The sequence below is a fragment of the Roseibium sp. genome, from assembly GCF_048260565.1.
Taxonomy (GTDB): Bacteria; Pseudomonadota; Alphaproteobacteria; order Rhizobiales; family Stappiaceae; genus Roseibium.
The window spans coordinates 48,170-62,902 of sequence record NZ_JBLXGP010000017.1; the positions used below are offsets into that span (position 1 = coordinate 48,170).

Below are 14,733 nucleotides of genomic sequence, written 5' to 3' on the forward strand. Positions count from 1 at the left end.
GCCAGACAGGACTGTGTTTTCTCAGCCCATTCCGAGCTTCAGCCGCAGGCGGACGCCGAGGAGGCTGCCGAGGAAGCCGAACAGCAGCCACAGCCAGCCATGCAGAGAACCGGAAACCAGCCCGCCGAGATAGGCGCCGATGTTGCAGCCGTAGGCCAGACGCGCGCCATAACCCATGAGCAGGCCACCGGCGACGGCCGTCAGCAGATCGCGTTGCGACAGTTGCCGAACGGGGGCGAATTTGCCGGCCAGGGCCGCGGCCGCCATGGCGCCCAGGATGACGCCGAAATTCATCACCGACGTCATGTCGGTCAGAAGGGAACGTTCCAGCGCATCCTTCTGCCAGGACCAGTAGGGCCAGGTTTCCACCGGAATGCCGACGGCGTGAAAGACCTTCGCGCCCCACAGGGCGAAGCCGGAGGTGATCCCCCAGGGACGGCCGACCACGACAAATGTCAGGATGCAGACCAGCGCCAGCAGGAGCGCGCCTGCCATCGGAGACCAGGGGCCGGTCAACAGGGATTCCGTCTTGCGGGCCGGCAGGACCTTGCCATGCGCCTTCCGTTCGATCCGGAGTGTCAGCAAAGCGATCGCTCCAAGCACCAGCGCCGTGATCGCAAAAGCGCCGAGCGGACCGAAGTCCTGAACCAGGGAATAGGACGGCAGCTTCGGCAGCTTCCCCCAAAGATGCATATGGGCGGTTGCCAGGACAGACCCCAGAACAAAGGTCGCGAGCGTCACCATCATCCGGGTCGAGCCGCCGCCGGCCGTAAACAGCGTTCCGGAGGCGCAACCGCCACCGATCTGCATTCCAAGTCCGAACATGAAGGCGCCGATCGCCGCCGCAATGCCGAAGGGAAAGACGAACCCTCCGGTCGGCAGGCCGAAGTCCTTGCCCCAGGCGATCAGGGGGAAGGAAACCGCCGACACCAGCAGGATCAGCACGAATTGCGCCCGAAGTCCCGTGCCACGCCGTTCGGTCACAAGATGGCGCCAGGCCGCGGTGAAGCCGAAGCTGGCGTGGTAGAGCGCAAGCCCGGCCAGGCCGCCGATCAAGGTCGCCATGGCATGTTTGGGTCCGGCAGCCAGAAACGCACCGTAACTGACCAAGGCCAGGGCGCTCAGGGCAACGAACAGGACCGTCCTCTGGGACGTGGATACGGAAAGAGTCTGCATATCAGACCACCTAGGCTTTTCCGTTTCGCGCGACAAGAAATGCCATTCTTCCGCGGAAGGAATTCGCAGCATGATTTTCTAATAAGACTGAATAACGTCTCCCGAGCACACGTCGCCAACACCTTTTTGTGTGTTGCAGTTCAACGCCCGACTGCGGTTCTTTTTGTCGTGCACAATTTTTCGAAGCGCCGCCGAAGCCGTGGCGCGGGCTCCACAGCTTGAGGTCCCGGCACCTGTGCCGACTGAACTCAAGCGATCGCAACATAGGGCAGCCAATGCGTCTGACAGACCAGTTCGGATACGACATCACCCTCGAAGACAAAGAGGCCCTGGCCGCCTGGACTTCCGCGGTCAATGCCTTTCTTGCCCACGGGGCGACGACGGCAGGCCATCTTCAGGATGCGCTTGAGCGGGATCCCGAATTCGCGCTTGGCCATGCCGCCCGCGGCCTGTTCTGCCTGCTGCTTGCCCGGCGCGAACTCTACGACACGGCCGAAGAGGCCTGGAAAACCGCTGCCCATGCCGCAAGGACCCGGCCGGTCACGCCGCGCGAAGCCGTCGTTACGGCGGCACTTCGCGCCTGGCTCGACGGCTGGCCGTCCCATTCGGCCGATCTCCTGGACGAGGCGCTGGTCAAGGCGCCCCGCGATGCCCTGCTGTTGAAGCTGTCGCACGCCATCCGCTTCATACTGGGGGATTCAGCCAGCTTGAGGACCTCGATCGAGCGGATCATGCCCGCGTACGACGAGAAGCATCCCAGCTACGGCTACGTTCTCGGTTGCCGGTCCTTCGCGCTGGAGGAAACCGGCTCCTATCGGGAAGCCGAGGCCGTCGGCCGCAGGGGCCTGGAGTTCTGCAGCGACGACGCCTGGGGTCTGCACGCCGTCGCCCATGTACACGACATGACAGGCCGGTCGGAAGAAGGCATCGGCTGGCTGGAGAGCCGGCCGGACGGCTGGGCCCACTGCAACAATTTCGGCTATCACGTCTGGTGGCACCTGGCGCTGATGTATCTGGACCAGGGCGAAATCGGCAAGGTTCTCGATCTGTACGACCGCAAGATCCGGCAGGACCACACCGACGATTTCCGGGACATTTCCAACGGCACGTCCCTTCTGATGCGGCTTGAGATGGAAGGTGTCAATGTGGGCGGGCGTTGGGAAGAACTGGCCGCCCTTTCCGACAAGCGCGCGGAAGACGGCTGCAATGTCTTCGCCGACCTGCACTATCTGATGGCGCTTCTGAGCGGCGGACGGCGCATGGGCACCGAACGCCTGATTACCGACCTGCGCCGGCGCACGAAAGAGGAAGGCGACCTGCAGCGGATTTCGGCCGAGGCCGGACTTCCCGCAGCGATGGGGCTGGAACAATACCGGAAAGGCAACTACGCCTCCGCCTTCACAATGCTGTCCTCCGCCCGCGAGGCAATGCCGACGATCGGCGGATCCCATGCCCAGCGCGATGTGTTTGAGCGGATGACGATCGATGCGGCCATTCGCGCAGGCCTTGCGGAAGACGCTGAAAAACTATTGAAAGACCGAACCAGCAAGCGCGGCGGCCTCGATCGGTTCGCCGAACAGCGGCTGGAGGTCTGCGACCGGATGCAACGCGCGTCTCTTGTCATGCAGAATGAGCGCTTGCGCGCGACGCCGGCCTGACGACAATCCCGGTTTGGACACAAAGCCGCTTCATAAGGCTGCTGCCAAAGGGACCCAGGAATACTGATATCGTGAACGCCCAGACGACCGTTGCAAAGAAACCGAGAGATCCCCGCCTGGATTTTTACCGGGGGATCGGCATGTTCATCATCTACATCGCCCACATCCCCTGGAACTGGTGGACCCTCTGGATCCCGGCGCGGTTCGGGTTTTCCGATGCGACGGAAATCTTCGTCTTCTGTTCCGGCATGGCCTCGGCGCTGGCCTTCGGGAAGGTGTTCGAGATCCACGGCTGGGGCATCGGAGCTGCCCGGATCATGCATCGGATGTGGCAGGTCTACTGGGCGCATATCGGCCAGTTCTTCGTGATCGCGGTCAGTCTGGTCGCGCTGCACGAAAGTGGATATCTGGAAACCTGCTGCGGTCTGACCGAGGACTACGTGGCCTCGCTCAATCTCTGGCACCTTTTCGACAATTCGAAGGTCACGCTGCCGGGGATTTTCAGCCTGACCTGGGTGCCGAACTATTTCGACATCCTGCCGATGTATATCGTGATCCTGGGCCTGATACCGGTGATCATGTTCATCGCCAGCTATTCGGTGCCGGCCGCCTTTGCCTTTTCAATCGGCCTGTGGCTGATGGCGAACCTCGGTTTTCTCAACCTGCCGGCGGAACCCTGGTCGGACCGGCCGTGGTTCTTCAATCCGTTCGCCTGGCAACTCGTCTTCTTCACCGGCTTCGCCTTCATGCGCGGCTGGCTTCCCGCGCCGCCGGTAAACCGCAGGCTGGTGGCGCTCGCCATCGTCATCCTGCTGGTCACCCTGCCGTTCGCTTACTTTCGCATTCATCTGAACGTGCCGTGGGTCGACGACATCCGCAATTCGATCGAGCCCTTCTGGAGGAAGACGGAATTCGGACTGTTCCGCTACATCCATTTCCTGGCACTCGCCTATCTCGCCTGGCTGGCCGCCGGCGAAAACGGACGGCGCCTTTACGGCCATGGGCGGAAATGGGGTACCTTCGTGCGCGTGGTCCAGAAAGTCGGCCAGCAATCGCTTGCTGTCTTCATGGCGAGCCTGGTGATCGCCCAGGCGGCCGGTATCCTGCGCGACATGGTCTGGGGCCGGGACCAGTGGGTCCCGCAGATCCTGTCGAACCTACTGGGCTTCGCGGCCCTGATTGCCGTCGCCTATACGGTGTCGTGGTTCAAGAACCAGCCCTGGCGCAAGCCGCCGGCAAAGCTGCACAAGCCGGAAGGACCGGAGATGACCGCTCCCGAAGGCGGAGAACCGGCCAAGGAGCCGTCCAGGCGACAGGCCGAAGCGGTTTGAGTTCGACTGAATTCCCAGATTGATCATCAATGCTTTTGGGCGATTTCCTCCTTGCCCTGCAGGGCAACCAGGGTTGGGAACGGCCCTGCTTCCCGCATAACCGTCACCACGGACCTGATCCGGTGCCTACTCGCAGATCCACTTGCCGCAGCTTGGATCATAGGAACAACGGCTCTGGAAATGATTAGGCCCCGGGTCTCACTGCGTTCGCCCGGGGTCACAGCATGTAGGTGCGGGGCGCAATGACTTCCCGGACGAAGCGATAGCGGTGATCCGGGGCGACGATGAAGAGATGCACTTGCTCCAAACGAAAACACCGGCCTCGCGGCCGGTATCTTTCATCGAGATGTTGGTTTCCGCCCGCGAATTCAGTGCAGGCTCACCATTTCCAGTTCCTGCTCGAAGGCGTTGGCGATTGCCGCTTCGCGGTTGTCGGCAAGCAGGATCGGGGTGCCGTCGGCGTTCAGCAATGCCCACAGGCTGGGATTGCCCTCAAGCGGCGGCATTCCCGGAAACAGGCTTTCCAGTTCGGCCGGCTGCATCTTGCGGACGTAGGCCAGGGTTCCGTTTCCGAGATCCGACAGCGCATCCTTGCTGATGTCGAACGTCGTATCGTCGCGATCGGGGGTATTGGGGTCGTGCATCAGATACTCTCCATTTTCCTTATCCGGCGGATGGGTCATTCGCCGTTGGAGATTTCGATTTTCCGGATAACGCGTTCCGGCTCCGGGCGTGCAAGATCGATCGACAAAAGACCGTCCTTCAGATCGGCTCCGAGGATTTCGATGCCTTCTGCCAGAACAAAGGCACGCTGGAACTGGCGCGCGGCAATGCCGCGGTGCAGATACTGGCGCGACTTGTCGTCGACCTGGCGGCCGCGGATGACCAGCTGGCTTTCCTCAACCGACACGTCGAGCTGATCCCGGGTAAACCCGGCCACTGCCAGAGTGATCCGGATGACGTCACCCTGATCCTCGGTTTTGGGCAACCGCTCGATATTGTAGGGCGGATAGCCGTCATTGGCGGCTTTCGAAACCCGGTCGAGCACCCGTTCAATGTCATCGAACCCGAGCAGAAACGGGCTGGAAAACGCCGACATGCGTGTCATCGTCAAAGTCCTTTTAAAGCGACCTTGCACCCGGACCCTAAACCAGGCATCCGGACGGGGTGGATCTCACCCCTCGTCTGAGACAAATATGGCGACTTGGGCCGAAGACTTCAAGTTCCCGTCACATCAGCGACATTACAGGCGCGCGGGCTTGCGGACACTGCGAACTGTCTGCAAAGTCTGCGCGGCAGAACTTCATGGTAGTGCCGGAATGGGCATATTGGACAAATGACGCATCGCGACTATGCCGGGCTGCGTCGTGCACTTTCCGGACGGGTGCAAAGACAAAAGGGCATGACCAATTGAAGATCGCCTTGGGAGTTTTATTGGCTGCAATCTTCGTCGCTGCACCCTTTTTAAGTTTGAATTATTCTGGCTATTGCCTTTCCGAGCAGCGCTTTCTCACGAAAGACGAATTAATCGAGAGTACTTTGCGTGACGCATATCGCTCTGTTTTTGAATATCCGTATTCCAGTTTGAATGTTGACGAAGAAATACACATGAAAAACATTCGAGAATATATTAAAAATAATCCAGATTGCTGCAAGATACTCCGTAACTTCCAAGAATATAAAGCCGCTGACGCCGAACTGGGGGAAGCATACAGCCCAGAGGGTTACTTCTATCCGACGTTCTGGGGGAGGATATGGGGTGATGAAAATTATCTGGTGCAAGTTCGTTACACCGGCAAGCGTCAAAATGGTGGCGTTTTTGAACAATCCGGCCCTCGGGTTATCTATCGAATGATCGGCACTTGCGGGAAAATCAAAGACTATCTTTAGGAGAGAACCCCATGACCCGCACCGAATTCGATGCCTATTGCGCCGGCCTGCCGGCCACGACCAACGTGGTTCAGTGGGGCAACGCTTCGGTCTGGAAAGTCGGCGGCAAGATCTTTGCGGTCTGTTCCAGCTGGGGCGAAGGCTCCAAACAGCGGATCGCCTTCAAGTGTTCGGACCTGTCCTACATGATGCTCACCGAAGAGGACGGCATCGTGCCGGCGCCTTACCTGGCCCGGGCGAAATGGGTGCAGGTATCGAAGGACAAGGCGCTTTCCGACGAGGACCTGAAAACCTATATCTCGACAGCCCACGGTCTTGTCGCCGGGAAACTGACGAAAAAGCTGCGGCAGGAGCTGGGGATCGATGCCTGATCCCGGTACAACCTCTTCCCCGCCGGGCAAATACAGATCCCTGTTCTTCCTGATGCTCGCCGAAATCGCCGGCATGAGCCTGTGGTTCATGTCGGCGGCGATCCTGCCGGACATGGTGGCCGAAGTTCCGGTTTCGGAATTTCGGCAGGCCGCCCTTTCGAGCGCCGTCCAGATCGGTTTCGTTGCGGGTGCGCTGGTCTCCGCCATCTTCGGCCTGCCCGACCGGTTCGATCCGCGACGGGCCTTTGCGGCCTCTGCCCTGATCGCAGCGACAGCGAACGCCAGCCTGCTGGTGACCGTGCCGGGAGGCGATCTCGCGATCCTTGCCCGGTTCATCACCGGCGCCATGCTGGCCGGCGTCTATCCGGTCGGCATGAAGATCGTCGTCGGCTGGGGGCAGCGGGACCGGGGTTTTCTCGTCGGCGCCCTGGTCGGTGCGCTGACCTTCGGCTCGGCAGCGCCCCATCTGCTGGCCCTTGCCGGGGGAGCCGACTGGCGGTGGAGCGTCGGCGTCGCCTCGCTGGCAGCCGCCATCGGCGGGCTCTTGTGCCTGGCGACGAAACTCGGGCCCTTCCATGCGGCGGCGGGAGAATTCCGGTTCCGCTCCATCGCCCTTGCCTGGACCAGGCGGAAAGTCCGGCTCGCCTATGCGGGCTATCTCTGCCACATGTGGGAACTCTACGCCATGTGGGCCTGGATCGGCCTTGCCGCCACCTTGTCGTTCAGCGCATCGATGGCGGAGGACAAGGCGCTCGTCTTCGGACGGCTGCTTGCCTTCGGCGCCATCGCGGCAGGCGGCGCGACCAGCATTGTCGCAGGCGTCTTCGCCGACCGCCTCGGCAAGGAAACCATTGCGCTTTGGGCCCTGATCTTCAGCGGCAGCGCCGCACTGGCGACCGCCGCCACCTTCGGCGGGCCGCCCTGGATCACGATGATCTGCGTGCTTGTCTGGGGGGCGGCGATCCTGCCGGATTCGGCACAATTCTCGGCGCTGGTGGCCGACCACTCGCCGCCGGAAATGACCGGCAGCCTGATGACGTTTCAGACTGCGCTCGGCTTCGCCCTGACCTTCTTCACGGTGCAGGCGACGCCCGTACTGGCGGCCGAGATCGGCTGGCCCGCCGTCTTCGTGATCATGGCCATCGGCCCGGCCTTCGGCATTGCCGCCATGCTCCGGCTCAGGGCGATGGAATAACGCCCCTGCTGCCGACGCTGCGATGTCAGCCGTCGATCCGCCGGCCGTCGTCCGCGTTGAAGAAATGCAGATCGTCCGCCGAAGCGTTCAGATAGAGCACCGTGCCGGGATCGTAGCGGGCATGGCTCGGCGCGCGCACGACGAGTTCCGGGCCGGCGCCGTCAAGCTGGCCGTAGATGTAGCTTTCCGCGCCGACTGGTTCCAGAACATTGACGGTGAACTCCATGGAGAGCTTATCCGGGCTTTCCGTCTTCTCGCTGCCGATTTCCATATGTTCGGGGCGGACACCGAGCAGATAACGATCCGCTCCGTGCAGGTTCGGCCCATCGAGGCCGGCTCCGCTGTCAGCCTGCAGACGGCCGTTTTCGGAACGCACCGGAACCAGGTTCATGGCGGGCGAGCCGATGAAACTGGCCACGAAGGTGGACGCCGGCTTGTCGTAGACATCCACCGGCGCGCCGATCTGCTCGATCGCGCCGCCGTTCAGCACGATCAGCCGGTCGGCGAGCGTCATGGCTTCCAGCTGATCGTGGGTGACATAAACGCTGGTGGTGCCGAGCGACCTCTGCAGGCGCTTGATTTCCACCCGCATCTGCACCCGGAGCTTGGCATCCAGGTTCGACAGCGGCTCGTCGAACAGGAAGGCCGCGGGTTCGCGGACGATGGCGCGGCCCATGGCCACACGCTGGCGCTGTCCGCCCGACAGCATGCGCGGCTTGCGGTCGAGATAGTCGCCGATCTCCAGAATGCGGGCGGCTTCCTTCACGCGGCGGTCGATTTCGTCCTTGGCGATCTTCCGGTTGCGCAGCCCGTAGGCCAGGTTGTTGTAGACCGTCATATGCGGGTAGAGCGCATAGTTCTGGAACACCATGGCGATGTCCCGGTCCGCCGGATCGACCTTGTTGACGATCTTGTCGCCGATACTGATCTTGCCCGTGGTGATGTCTTCCAGCCCTGCGATCATGCGCAGGAGAGTGGACTTGCCGCAGCCGGACGGGCCGACGAGCACGATGAATTCGCCGTCGGCGATGTCCACGGACACGCCTTTGACCGCTTCCACCGCGCCTGCGTAAACCTTGCGGACCGTATCGAGAGTAATCGTTGCCATCGGATATCGCTCACTTGTCGCTTTCGGTCAGGCCTTTGACGAACCAGCTCTGGAACACCACGACCACCAGGACCGGGGGCAGCATGGCCAGGATCGCAAGGGCGAAAGCTTCGTTGTAATCGGGGATCTGCGAGCCGATCCAAACCAGAAGGATCTGCTTGATGCCGCGCACGAGGGTGAAATACGCCTCGTCGTTGGTGGTGATCATCGGCCAGAGATACTGGTTCCAGCCGTAGACGAACATGATGATGAAGATCGCGGCGATCATCGTCTTGGAGGTCGGCACCAGGATGTCGATGAAGAACTTGAACGGACCGGCGCCGTCGATGCGTGCGGCTTCCAGAAGTTCGTCGGGAACCGACTTGAAGAACTGACGGAAATAGAACGTGCCCGTCGCAGAGGCGAGCAGCGGCACGATCATGCCGGAAAAGCTGTTCAGCATGCCCATCTTCTGCACCACCTCGTAGGACGGCACGATGCGCACTTCCAGCGGCAGGAGCAGCGTGGTGAAGATCATCCAGAAGAAGAACGTGCCCGCCTTGAAGCGGAAATAGACGATGGCATAGGCGGCAAGCATGGACAGGACGATCTTGCCGACGGCGAAGCCGATCCCGAGCAGCATGGAGTTCCACAGCATGCGCAGTCCGGTGATCTGGCCGGTGAAACCGCCCTCGTGGAACAGGACCTTGGAATAGGTGTCGGTGAAGTTATCGCCCCAGGTCGCCATCAGCCCGAAGCGATGGATCTCGACCGCTTCGTGGGTGGATGTCAGGAAGGCGATCGCGACGGGGCCGATCATCAGGACCGAGCCGACGATCAGGATGAGGTGGTCGAGAAATTTCAGACGGAACATGGCGCGCCCTCAATTGTAGTGCACGCGCCGCTCGATGAAGCGGAACTGGAAAATGGTGAGCACGAACACGATAACCATCAGGATCACCGACTGGGCGGAGGAGCCGCCGAGGTCGCCGCCGCGAAAACCGTCCATATAGACCTTGTAGACCAGCGTGATCGGGTTGTTCGCCGCCTTGTCCTTCACGACCACATCGACGATGCCGAAGGTGTCGAACAGCGAATAGGTCATGTTGATGATCAGCAGGAAGAAGGCCGTCGGCGCCAGTAGGGGAAGGATGATGGTCCAGAAGCGGCGGAAGCCCGAGCGGCAATCGATGGCCCCGGCCTCGCGCAGGGATTTCGGAATGGCCTGCAGGCCGGACAGGAAGAAGATGAAGTTGTAAGGGATCTGCTTCCACACGGCGATGGTCACCATGGCGAAGGCCGTGTCGAAATAATTCAAGCCCAGCTTGAAGTCCCAGCCGAAGAAGGCGGCGACCTTCAGGAAGGGGCCGATATGCTGGTCGAAGAACATCACGCCCATGAGGCCGGCGACCGGCGGCGCCACAGCGTAGACCCACATCAGCAGCGTCTTGTAGGTCGACGACCCCCGGATCACCGCGTCCGCCTTGACCGCCAGGAGCAGTGCGCTCGACAGGGACAGGAACGTGACGAGCAGCGTGAAGACGATGGTGAAGTTGCCGATGCGGACGTATTCGCTCGATTCAAGAACGTCCTTGTAGTTGTCCAACCCCACGAAGGTGGCGCTGAAACCGAACGGGTCTTCCAGATAGAAGGAGGACTGGATCGCCTGCACCGACGGCCAGTAGAAAAAGATCAGGATGACCGCGACCTGCGGCAGCAGAAAGAGATACGGCAGGGAAGCGCTGGAGAACTGGACGCGTTTCATGTGCACGCTTTCACATTTCCGGACGGAAATTCAGGACGTACGGACCGGGAAGAGATTTCTTCCCGGTCCGCGATTTTCAAACCGGTCGGATCAGCCTGCGGTCTTGGCAAAGCGCTCCAGCAGCTTGTTGCCTTCTTCCTCGATGGTCTTGAAGGCGTCGTCCACGGAGGTCTCGTTGGCGAAGATCTTGTTGAATTCGCGTTCCATGACTTCGCGGATCTGCGGGTAGAAGCCCATGCGGTAGCCCTTGGACCACTCGCCGCCCGGAAGCATCAGCTGCTTGATGCCGACTTCGGCCTGCGGAACTTCCTTGTAGTAGCCGCTTTCCTGGGCGAGCTGGTAGGCCGCCTTGGTGACCGGCACGTAGCCGGTCGACTTGTGCCAGAAGAACTGGACTTCCGGAGAGGTCAGGAATTCGAAGAACGCCGCGGTGCAGTCGTTTTCGGCCTTCGGCTTGCCGGAGAAGGCGAACAGGGCGGCACCACCGATGAAGGTGTTGGTGCCGGCACCCTCGATGGAGTTCCAGTAAGGCAGGAAGGTTGCGGAGAAGGGCATCTGAGCCGTCTTGCGCAGACCGCCGAAGGAACCCGAAGACCCGATCCAGAAAGCAACCTTGCCTTCTTCGAACGGCTTCTGGTTGTCGCTCCAGCCGGCGCCGTAGTAGCCGAACAGGCCGTTGTCGTACCAGTCCTTGAGCTTGGAATACATCATCTTCTGCTCAGGGGAGTTCACCAGGATCTTGGTGCCCTTGACGCTGTCGTAACCGTTGTTGTTGGTCGCGAACTGAAGATTGTGACGGGAGAAGAAATTCTCGGTGAATTCCCAGGTCAGCTGCGACTGAACCAGCGGCACGTAGCCGGCTTCCTTCAGCTTCGGAGCGATGGCTTCGAATTCTTCCCAGGTCGTCGGTGCTTCAACGCCGGCCTTCTTGATGGCTTCGTCGTTGATGTACATGATCGGAGCGGAAGAGTTGAACGGCATGCCGATGAACTTGCCGTCGCTGTCGGCGTAGAAGTAACGCACGCCATCGATGAAGGCCTCGCGCTTGAACTCGTGGCCGGCGTCCTTGATCATGTCCTCGGCCGGGATCACGGCGCCCTTGGCGTTGATGATCGTGGCGGCACCGGCGTCGAAGACCTGAAGGATGTTCGGCTGCTCACCGGCACGGAAGCCGGCGATGCCTGCGTTCAGGGCTTCCTCGTAGGTGCCCTTGCTCACCGGCGTCAGGTGGCAGACATCCTGGCTGGCGTTGAATTTTTCAGAGATCTCGTTGATGACTTCGCCGTTCCGGCCGCTCATGCCGTGCCACCAGGAAATTTCGGTCGCGGCATAAGAAGCGGTCGACGTGCCAAGCAGGGCGGCCGCAGCGACAACGCTGGCGACGGTCTTACGAAAAGCCATAATAAATGCTCCCAAACGATGGGGCCGACGGCCCCGGTCACAAGATGTATGCGCGGTCGGCCGGCGTTTTATCCGGCGGCGCGATCGATACCGCCCGTGCTTGGTATGGTTTTCATATGAATGCCGTGTGTCGCTCATATGAACCTTCGGCGACACTCGCCTACCGTTGATTTTTCGGCATTTTTCGAGGTGCTTACCGCTACGGACCGGCGGAACCGACGCAAAAAAGCTTGCAAGCGTTCTCCCTTTCCAGCACCTTTGGCGCCGATGGTTCCGCCAAGCAAAAGACGCGGCGGATGAAAAGGGAACACGGTGCGGCGTACCCAGCAGGGACCAAGACCGTGGCTGCCCCCGCAACTGTGAGCGGCTCGCCAAGCCCAACGGCCACTGGTTTTCGATAACCGGGAAGGCGGGCAAGGTGATGAGCCGCAAGCCAGGAGACCTGCCATCGGCGAACCGGCGCGCCCGCGCCTTCTTGAAAAGCCTCCCACACGGCGGGTGTGGAAAGGAGAAAAACATGCATATCGAACCCGGCATCGTCGACGGTGCCAAGATCGTCCTGAGCTACGCAACGGCGGCGGCCTCGCTTGGCCTCGCAGCCAAATCCGCCTTCAACACGGTGCGCAACGACGGCGGAGTGTCCGCCCTTGTCAGCCGCGGCGTTCTGGCAACCGCCCTCGTCTTCAGCTTCTTCCAGATCCTTCCGCACTACCCGGTCGGCGTCTCGGAAGTGCACCTGATTCTCGGCTCGACCATTTACCTGATGTTCGGCGCCGGGCCGGCAGCGATCGGCCTGGCCGCGGGTCTTCTCCTGCAGGGCCTGTTCTTCGCGCCGTTCGATCTGCCGCAATACGGCATCAACGTCACCACGCTGCTGGTGCCGCTGTTCGCCATCAGCCAGATCGCCAAGCGCATCATCCCGGCCGACACGCCTTACGTGAACATCGAATACAAACAGGCTCTGGTGCTTTCGACCGCCTATCAGGGCGGCATCGTCGCCTGGGTCGCCTTCTGGGCGTTCTACGGACAGGGCTTCGGCGCGGGAAACATCGCGTCCGTCACCTCCTTCGGTGCGGCTTACATGCTGGTCGTCCTGATCGAACCGCTCGCCGATCTCGGCGTTCTGGCCGGTGCCAAGACCCTCTCGGGCCTGAAGGCATCTCCGGTCTTTTCCAATCGCGTTTTCAACGCTGCGGCCTGAACTCCGCACCGGTTGAACAGGACAGGCCCCGGCAGCTCGGCTGCCGGGGCTTTTTGTTGCATCCTTTTGAAAAAAGCCCGGCACCTGTGCTGGCGTCCGCGTCCGTCACCTCTTAGGTTGCTGTCGTGTTGTCGATCTCAACACGACCGACCGCAACCAACTGGCCAGGACGATGCCTACTGATTCTTCCCCGACCTCTCTTGCCGTGACCGAGAAAAAGGCCGGTCTGCTTGGCGGACTGATCGCCCTCGGCGCGATGCTGATTCTGCCGCATCCGCAGGGCCTGACGGCCGAGGGCTGGGCGGTGGCGGGTGTCGGGTTGCTGATGGCGATCTGGTGGATGAGCGAGGCCCTGCCGCTGGCGGCGACGGCGCTCGTGCCGCTGGTGCTGTTTCCCCTGCTCGGGATCAGTTCCTTCGACGACGCCGCACAGTCCTATGCCAATCCCCTGATCTTCCTGTTTCTCGGCGGCTTTATTCTGGCCAGGGGACTGGAACGCTGGCAGCTTCACCGACGCCTTGCGCTGACGGTCCTGCGCCGGGTCGGCGAGAGCCCGCCCGCGATCGTCGCCGGCATGATGGGGATCACGGCCTTCCTGAGCATGTGGGTGAGCAACACCGCGACCTCCATGGTCATGCTGCCGATCGCCCAGTCGATCGTGACCACCCTGTGCAGCGAAAATTCCGGCCGTCCCGACGACCCGCGGAACACCTTCGCCCCGGCGCTGATGCTCGCAATCGCCTATGGCGCGACCATCGGCGGCATGGGCACCCTGATCGGCACCCCGCCGAACGCGCTCCTTGCCGGCTTTCTGCTGGAGACCTATGACATCCGCATCGGCTTCGCCGAATGGATGCTGGTGGGCATTCCGGTTGTGCTGGTGCTCCTGCCCCTGACCTGGCTTCTGTTGACGAAGGTGACCTTCAAGGTTCCTTCCTTCTTCCCGGAGACGGCTCTCACATCGGGATCCGGCGAAACCGAGGAGCTGGGGCCGATGTCGCGGCAGGAATACACGGTTGCCGGTGTCATGGTCGTCGTCGCACTGTTGTGGCTGACGCGGCCGCTCCTTGCCGACCTTATCCCCGGCCTGCCGCTTTCGGATGCGGGCATTGCCATGATCGGGGCGCTCGCCCTGTTCGTCCTTCCCGATCGCTGGTCCGAAGGGCGTTTCCTGCTGGAATGGAACGACATCAAGAGCTTGCGCTGGGACGTCCTGATCCTGTTCGGCGGCGGCTTGTCCCTGGCCGGCGCGATAGCCAGCACCGGACTGGCCGACTGGATCGGCGCCGGGATGAGCGCGCTTCAATCCTTGCCCGCCAATGTGCTGATCCTCGCGGTCATGGTGGTGGTCGTCTACCTGGGAGAACTGGCGTCCAACACGGCCATGGCCGCCGTCTTCCTGCCGGTCGCGGGCGCTGCCGCCGTCGGCATGGGTGCGGATCCGCTGACGCTCGCCCTGCCGGTGGTGCTGGCCGCCTCGCTCGGCTTCATGCTGCCGGTCGCCACCCCGCCCAATGCGATCGTCTATGGGTCGGGTGCTGTGACCTCGCAACAGATGCTGCGCGCCGGCGCTCTGCTCGATATCGTCAGCATCGCCGTGGTGTTCGTCATTGCCGCCACCATCGGCCGGTGGGTGTTCGGGCTTTAGCGCCCGATGC

14 protein-coding genes and 1 riboswitch are annotated in these 14,733 nt (G+C 61.7%); of the genes, 7 read left to right on the forward strand and 7 right to left on the reverse strand.

Annotated features, from left to right (window positions below; all coding sequences use genetic code 11):
- Positions 1-21 precede the first annotated feature (21 nt).
- The gene (locus ACN0SO_RS24800) at positions 22-1,176 is read right to left on the reverse strand and encodes a YeeE/YedE family protein (protein WP_417682198.1); all 1,155 of its coding nucleotides are present in this window, start codon (positions 1,174-1,176) and stop codon (positions 22-24) included.
- Positions 1,177-1,451: 275 nt separating this feature from the next.
- Between ACN0SO_RS24800 and ACN0SO_RS24805 the strand changes: the two genes are divergently transcribed.
- Together ACN0SO_RS24805 and ACN0SO_RS24810 are read left to right on the forward strand one after the other, a co-directional pair.
- Complete coding sequence (locus tag ACN0SO_RS24805; protein WP_417682200.1) at positions 1,452-2,834, forward strand: tetratricopeptide repeat protein; 1,383 nt, start codon at positions 1,452-1,454, stop codon at positions 2,832-2,834.
- A 116-nt stretch (positions 2,835-2,950) separates the two neighbouring features.
- The gene (locus ACN0SO_RS24810; protein WP_417682321.1) at positions 2,951-4,165 is read left to right on the forward strand and encodes an OpgC family protein; all 1,215 of its coding nucleotides are present in this window, start codon (positions 2,951-2,953) and stop codon (positions 4,163-4,165) included.
- Positions 4,166-4,533: 368 nt separating this feature from the next.
- Here the strand turns inward: ACN0SO_RS24810 and ACN0SO_RS24815 are convergent, their stop codons facing one another.
- Together ACN0SO_RS24815 and ACN0SO_RS24820 are read right to left on the reverse strand one after the other, a co-directional pair.
- On the reverse strand, positions 4,534-4,809 hold the full coding sequence (locus ACN0SO_RS24815; protein ID WP_417682201.1) for a DUF1150 family protein: 276 nt from the start codon (positions 4,807-4,809) through the stop codon (positions 4,534-4,536).
- Positions 4,810-4,844: 35 nt separating this feature from the next.
- The gene (locus ACN0SO_RS24820; RefSeq protein WP_417682202.1) at positions 4,845-5,273 is read right to left on the reverse strand and encodes an Hsp20 family protein; all 429 of its coding nucleotides are present in this window, start codon (positions 5,271-5,273) and stop codon (positions 4,845-4,847) included.
- A gap of 197 nt (positions 5,274-5,470) precedes the next feature.
- On the opposite strand from ACN0SO_RS24820, the gene ACN0SO_RS24825 reads away from it, so the two are divergent.
- From ACN0SO_RS24825 to ACN0SO_RS24835, 3 genes are read left to right on the forward strand one after another with little or no spacing between them, the layout of a single operon-like run.
- Complete coding sequence (locus tag ACN0SO_RS24825) at positions 5,471-6,055, forward strand: hypothetical protein (protein ID WP_417682204.1); 585 nt, start codon at positions 5,471-5,473, stop codon at positions 6,053-6,055.
- Between the two features lie 11 nt (positions 6,056-6,066).
- Positions 6,067-6,426 (forward strand): MmcQ/YjbR family DNA-binding protein, encoded by a 360-nt coding sequence (locus tag ACN0SO_RS24830; RefSeq protein WP_417682205.1) that lies wholly within the window; start codon positions 6,067-6,069, stop codon positions 6,424-6,426.
- Positions 6,419-7,621, forward strand: coding sequence for an MFS transporter (locus tag ACN0SO_RS24835; RefSeq protein WP_417682207.1), 1,203 nt, complete (start codon positions 6,419-6,421; stop codon positions 7,619-7,621). The genes ACN0SO_RS24830 and ACN0SO_RS24835 overlap by 8 nt, the downstream gene beginning before the upstream one ends.
- A gap of 25 nt (positions 7,622-7,646) precedes the next feature.
- Here ACN0SO_RS24835 and ACN0SO_RS24840 read toward each other — a convergent pair whose 3' ends face one another.
- The 4 genes from ACN0SO_RS24840 to ACN0SO_RS24855 all read right to left on the reverse strand — a co-directional run bounded on the left by ACN0SO_RS24840 (position 7,647) and on the right by ACN0SO_RS24855 (position 11,874).
- On the reverse strand, positions 7,647-8,729 hold the full coding sequence (locus tag ACN0SO_RS24840; protein ID WP_417682209.1) for a sn-glycerol-3-phosphate import ATP-binding protein UgpC: 1,083 nt from the start codon (positions 8,727-8,729) through the stop codon (positions 7,647-7,649).
- Positions 8,730-8,739: 10 nt separating this feature from the next.
- Positions 8,740-9,582 (reverse strand): ABC transporter permease subunit, encoded by an 843-nt coding sequence (locus tag ACN0SO_RS24845; protein WP_417682211.1) that lies wholly within the window; start codon positions 9,580-9,582, stop codon positions 8,740-8,742.
- A 9-nt stretch (positions 9,583-9,591) separates the two neighbouring features.
- On the reverse strand, positions 9,592-10,473 hold the full coding sequence (locus ACN0SO_RS24850) for an ABC transporter permease subunit (protein WP_417682213.1): 882 nt from the start codon (positions 10,471-10,473) through the stop codon (positions 9,592-9,594).
- Between the two features lie 90 nt (positions 10,474-10,563).
- Positions 10,564-11,874 (reverse strand): extracellular solute-binding protein, encoded by a 1,311-nt coding sequence (locus ACN0SO_RS24855; RefSeq protein ID WP_417682214.1) that lies wholly within the window; start codon positions 11,872-11,874, stop codon positions 10,564-10,566.
- Between the two features lie 251 nt (positions 11,875-12,125).
- Positions 12,126-12,339: riboswitch (cobalamin riboswitch) on the forward strand.
- Positions 12,340-12,391: 52 nt separating this feature from the next.
- Between ACN0SO_RS24855 and ACN0SO_RS24860 the strand changes: the two genes are divergently transcribed.
- Positions 12,392-13,075 (forward strand): energy-coupling factor ABC transporter permease, encoded by a 684-nt coding sequence (locus ACN0SO_RS24860; protein ID WP_417682216.1) that lies wholly within the window; start codon positions 12,392-12,394, stop codon positions 13,073-13,075.
- 172 nt (positions 13,076-13,247) lie between these two features.
- Entirely contained in the window at positions 13,248-14,723 is a 1,476-nt protein-coding gene (locus ACN0SO_RS24865) for an SLC13 family permease (RefSeq protein ID WP_417682217.1), read from the forward strand.
- The last annotated feature ends 10 nt before the right edge of the window (positions 14,724-14,733 follow it).

Excerpts from the sequence above, each read along its gene's own strand:
- ACN0SO_RS24845 (WP_417682211.1), bottom strand. The coding sequence starts at position 9,582 with ATGTTCCGTCTGAAATTTCTCGACCACCTCATCCTGATCGTCGGCTCG.
- ACN0SO_RS24840 (WP_417682209.1), bottom strand. The coding sequence starts at position 8,729 with ATGGCAACGATTACTCTCGATACGGTCCGCAAGGTTTACGCAGGCGCG.
- ACN0SO_RS24855 (WP_417682214.1), bottom strand. The coding sequence starts at position 11,874 with ATGGCTTTTCGTAAGACCGTCGCCAGCGTTGTCGCTGCGGCCGCCCTG.
- ACN0SO_RS24825 (WP_417682204.1), top strand. The coding sequence starts at position 5,471 with ATGGTAGTGCCGGAATGGGCATATTGGACAAATGACGCATCGCGACTA.
- ACN0SO_RS24865 (WP_417682217.1), top strand. The coding sequence starts at position 13,248 with ATGCCTACTGATTCTTCCCCGACCTCTCTTGCCGTGACCGAGAAAAAG.
- ACN0SO_RS24815 (WP_417682201.1), bottom strand. The coding sequence starts at position 4,809 with ATGCACGACCCCAATACCCCCGATCGCGACGATACGACGTTCGACATC.
- ACN0SO_RS24820 (WP_417682202.1), bottom strand. The coding sequence starts at position 5,273 with ATGACACGCATGTCGGCGTTTTCCAGCCCGTTTCTGCTCGGGTTCGAT.
- ACN0SO_RS24830 (WP_417682205.1), top strand. The coding sequence starts at position 6,067 with ATGACCCGCACCGAATTCGATGCCTATTGCGCCGGCCTGCCGGCCACG.
- ACN0SO_RS24805 (WP_417682200.1), top strand. The coding sequence starts at position 1,452 with ATGCGTCTGACAGACCAGTTCGGATACGACATCACCCTCGAAGACAAA.
- ACN0SO_RS24800 (WP_417682198.1), bottom strand. The coding sequence starts at position 1,176 with ATGCAGACTCTTTCCGTATCCACGTCCCAGAGGACGGTCCTGTTCGTT.
- ACN0SO_RS24850 (WP_417682213.1), bottom strand. The coding sequence starts at position 10,473 with ATGAAACGCGTCCAGTTCTCCAGCGCTTCCCTGCCGTATCTCTTTCTG.
- ACN0SO_RS24860 (WP_417682216.1), top strand. The coding sequence starts at position 12,392 with ATGCATATCGAACCCGGCATCGTCGACGGTGCCAAGATCGTCCTGAGC.
- ACN0SO_RS24835 (WP_417682207.1), top strand. The coding sequence starts at position 6,419 with ATGCCTGATCCCGGTACAACCTCTTCCCCGCCGGGCAAATACAGATCC.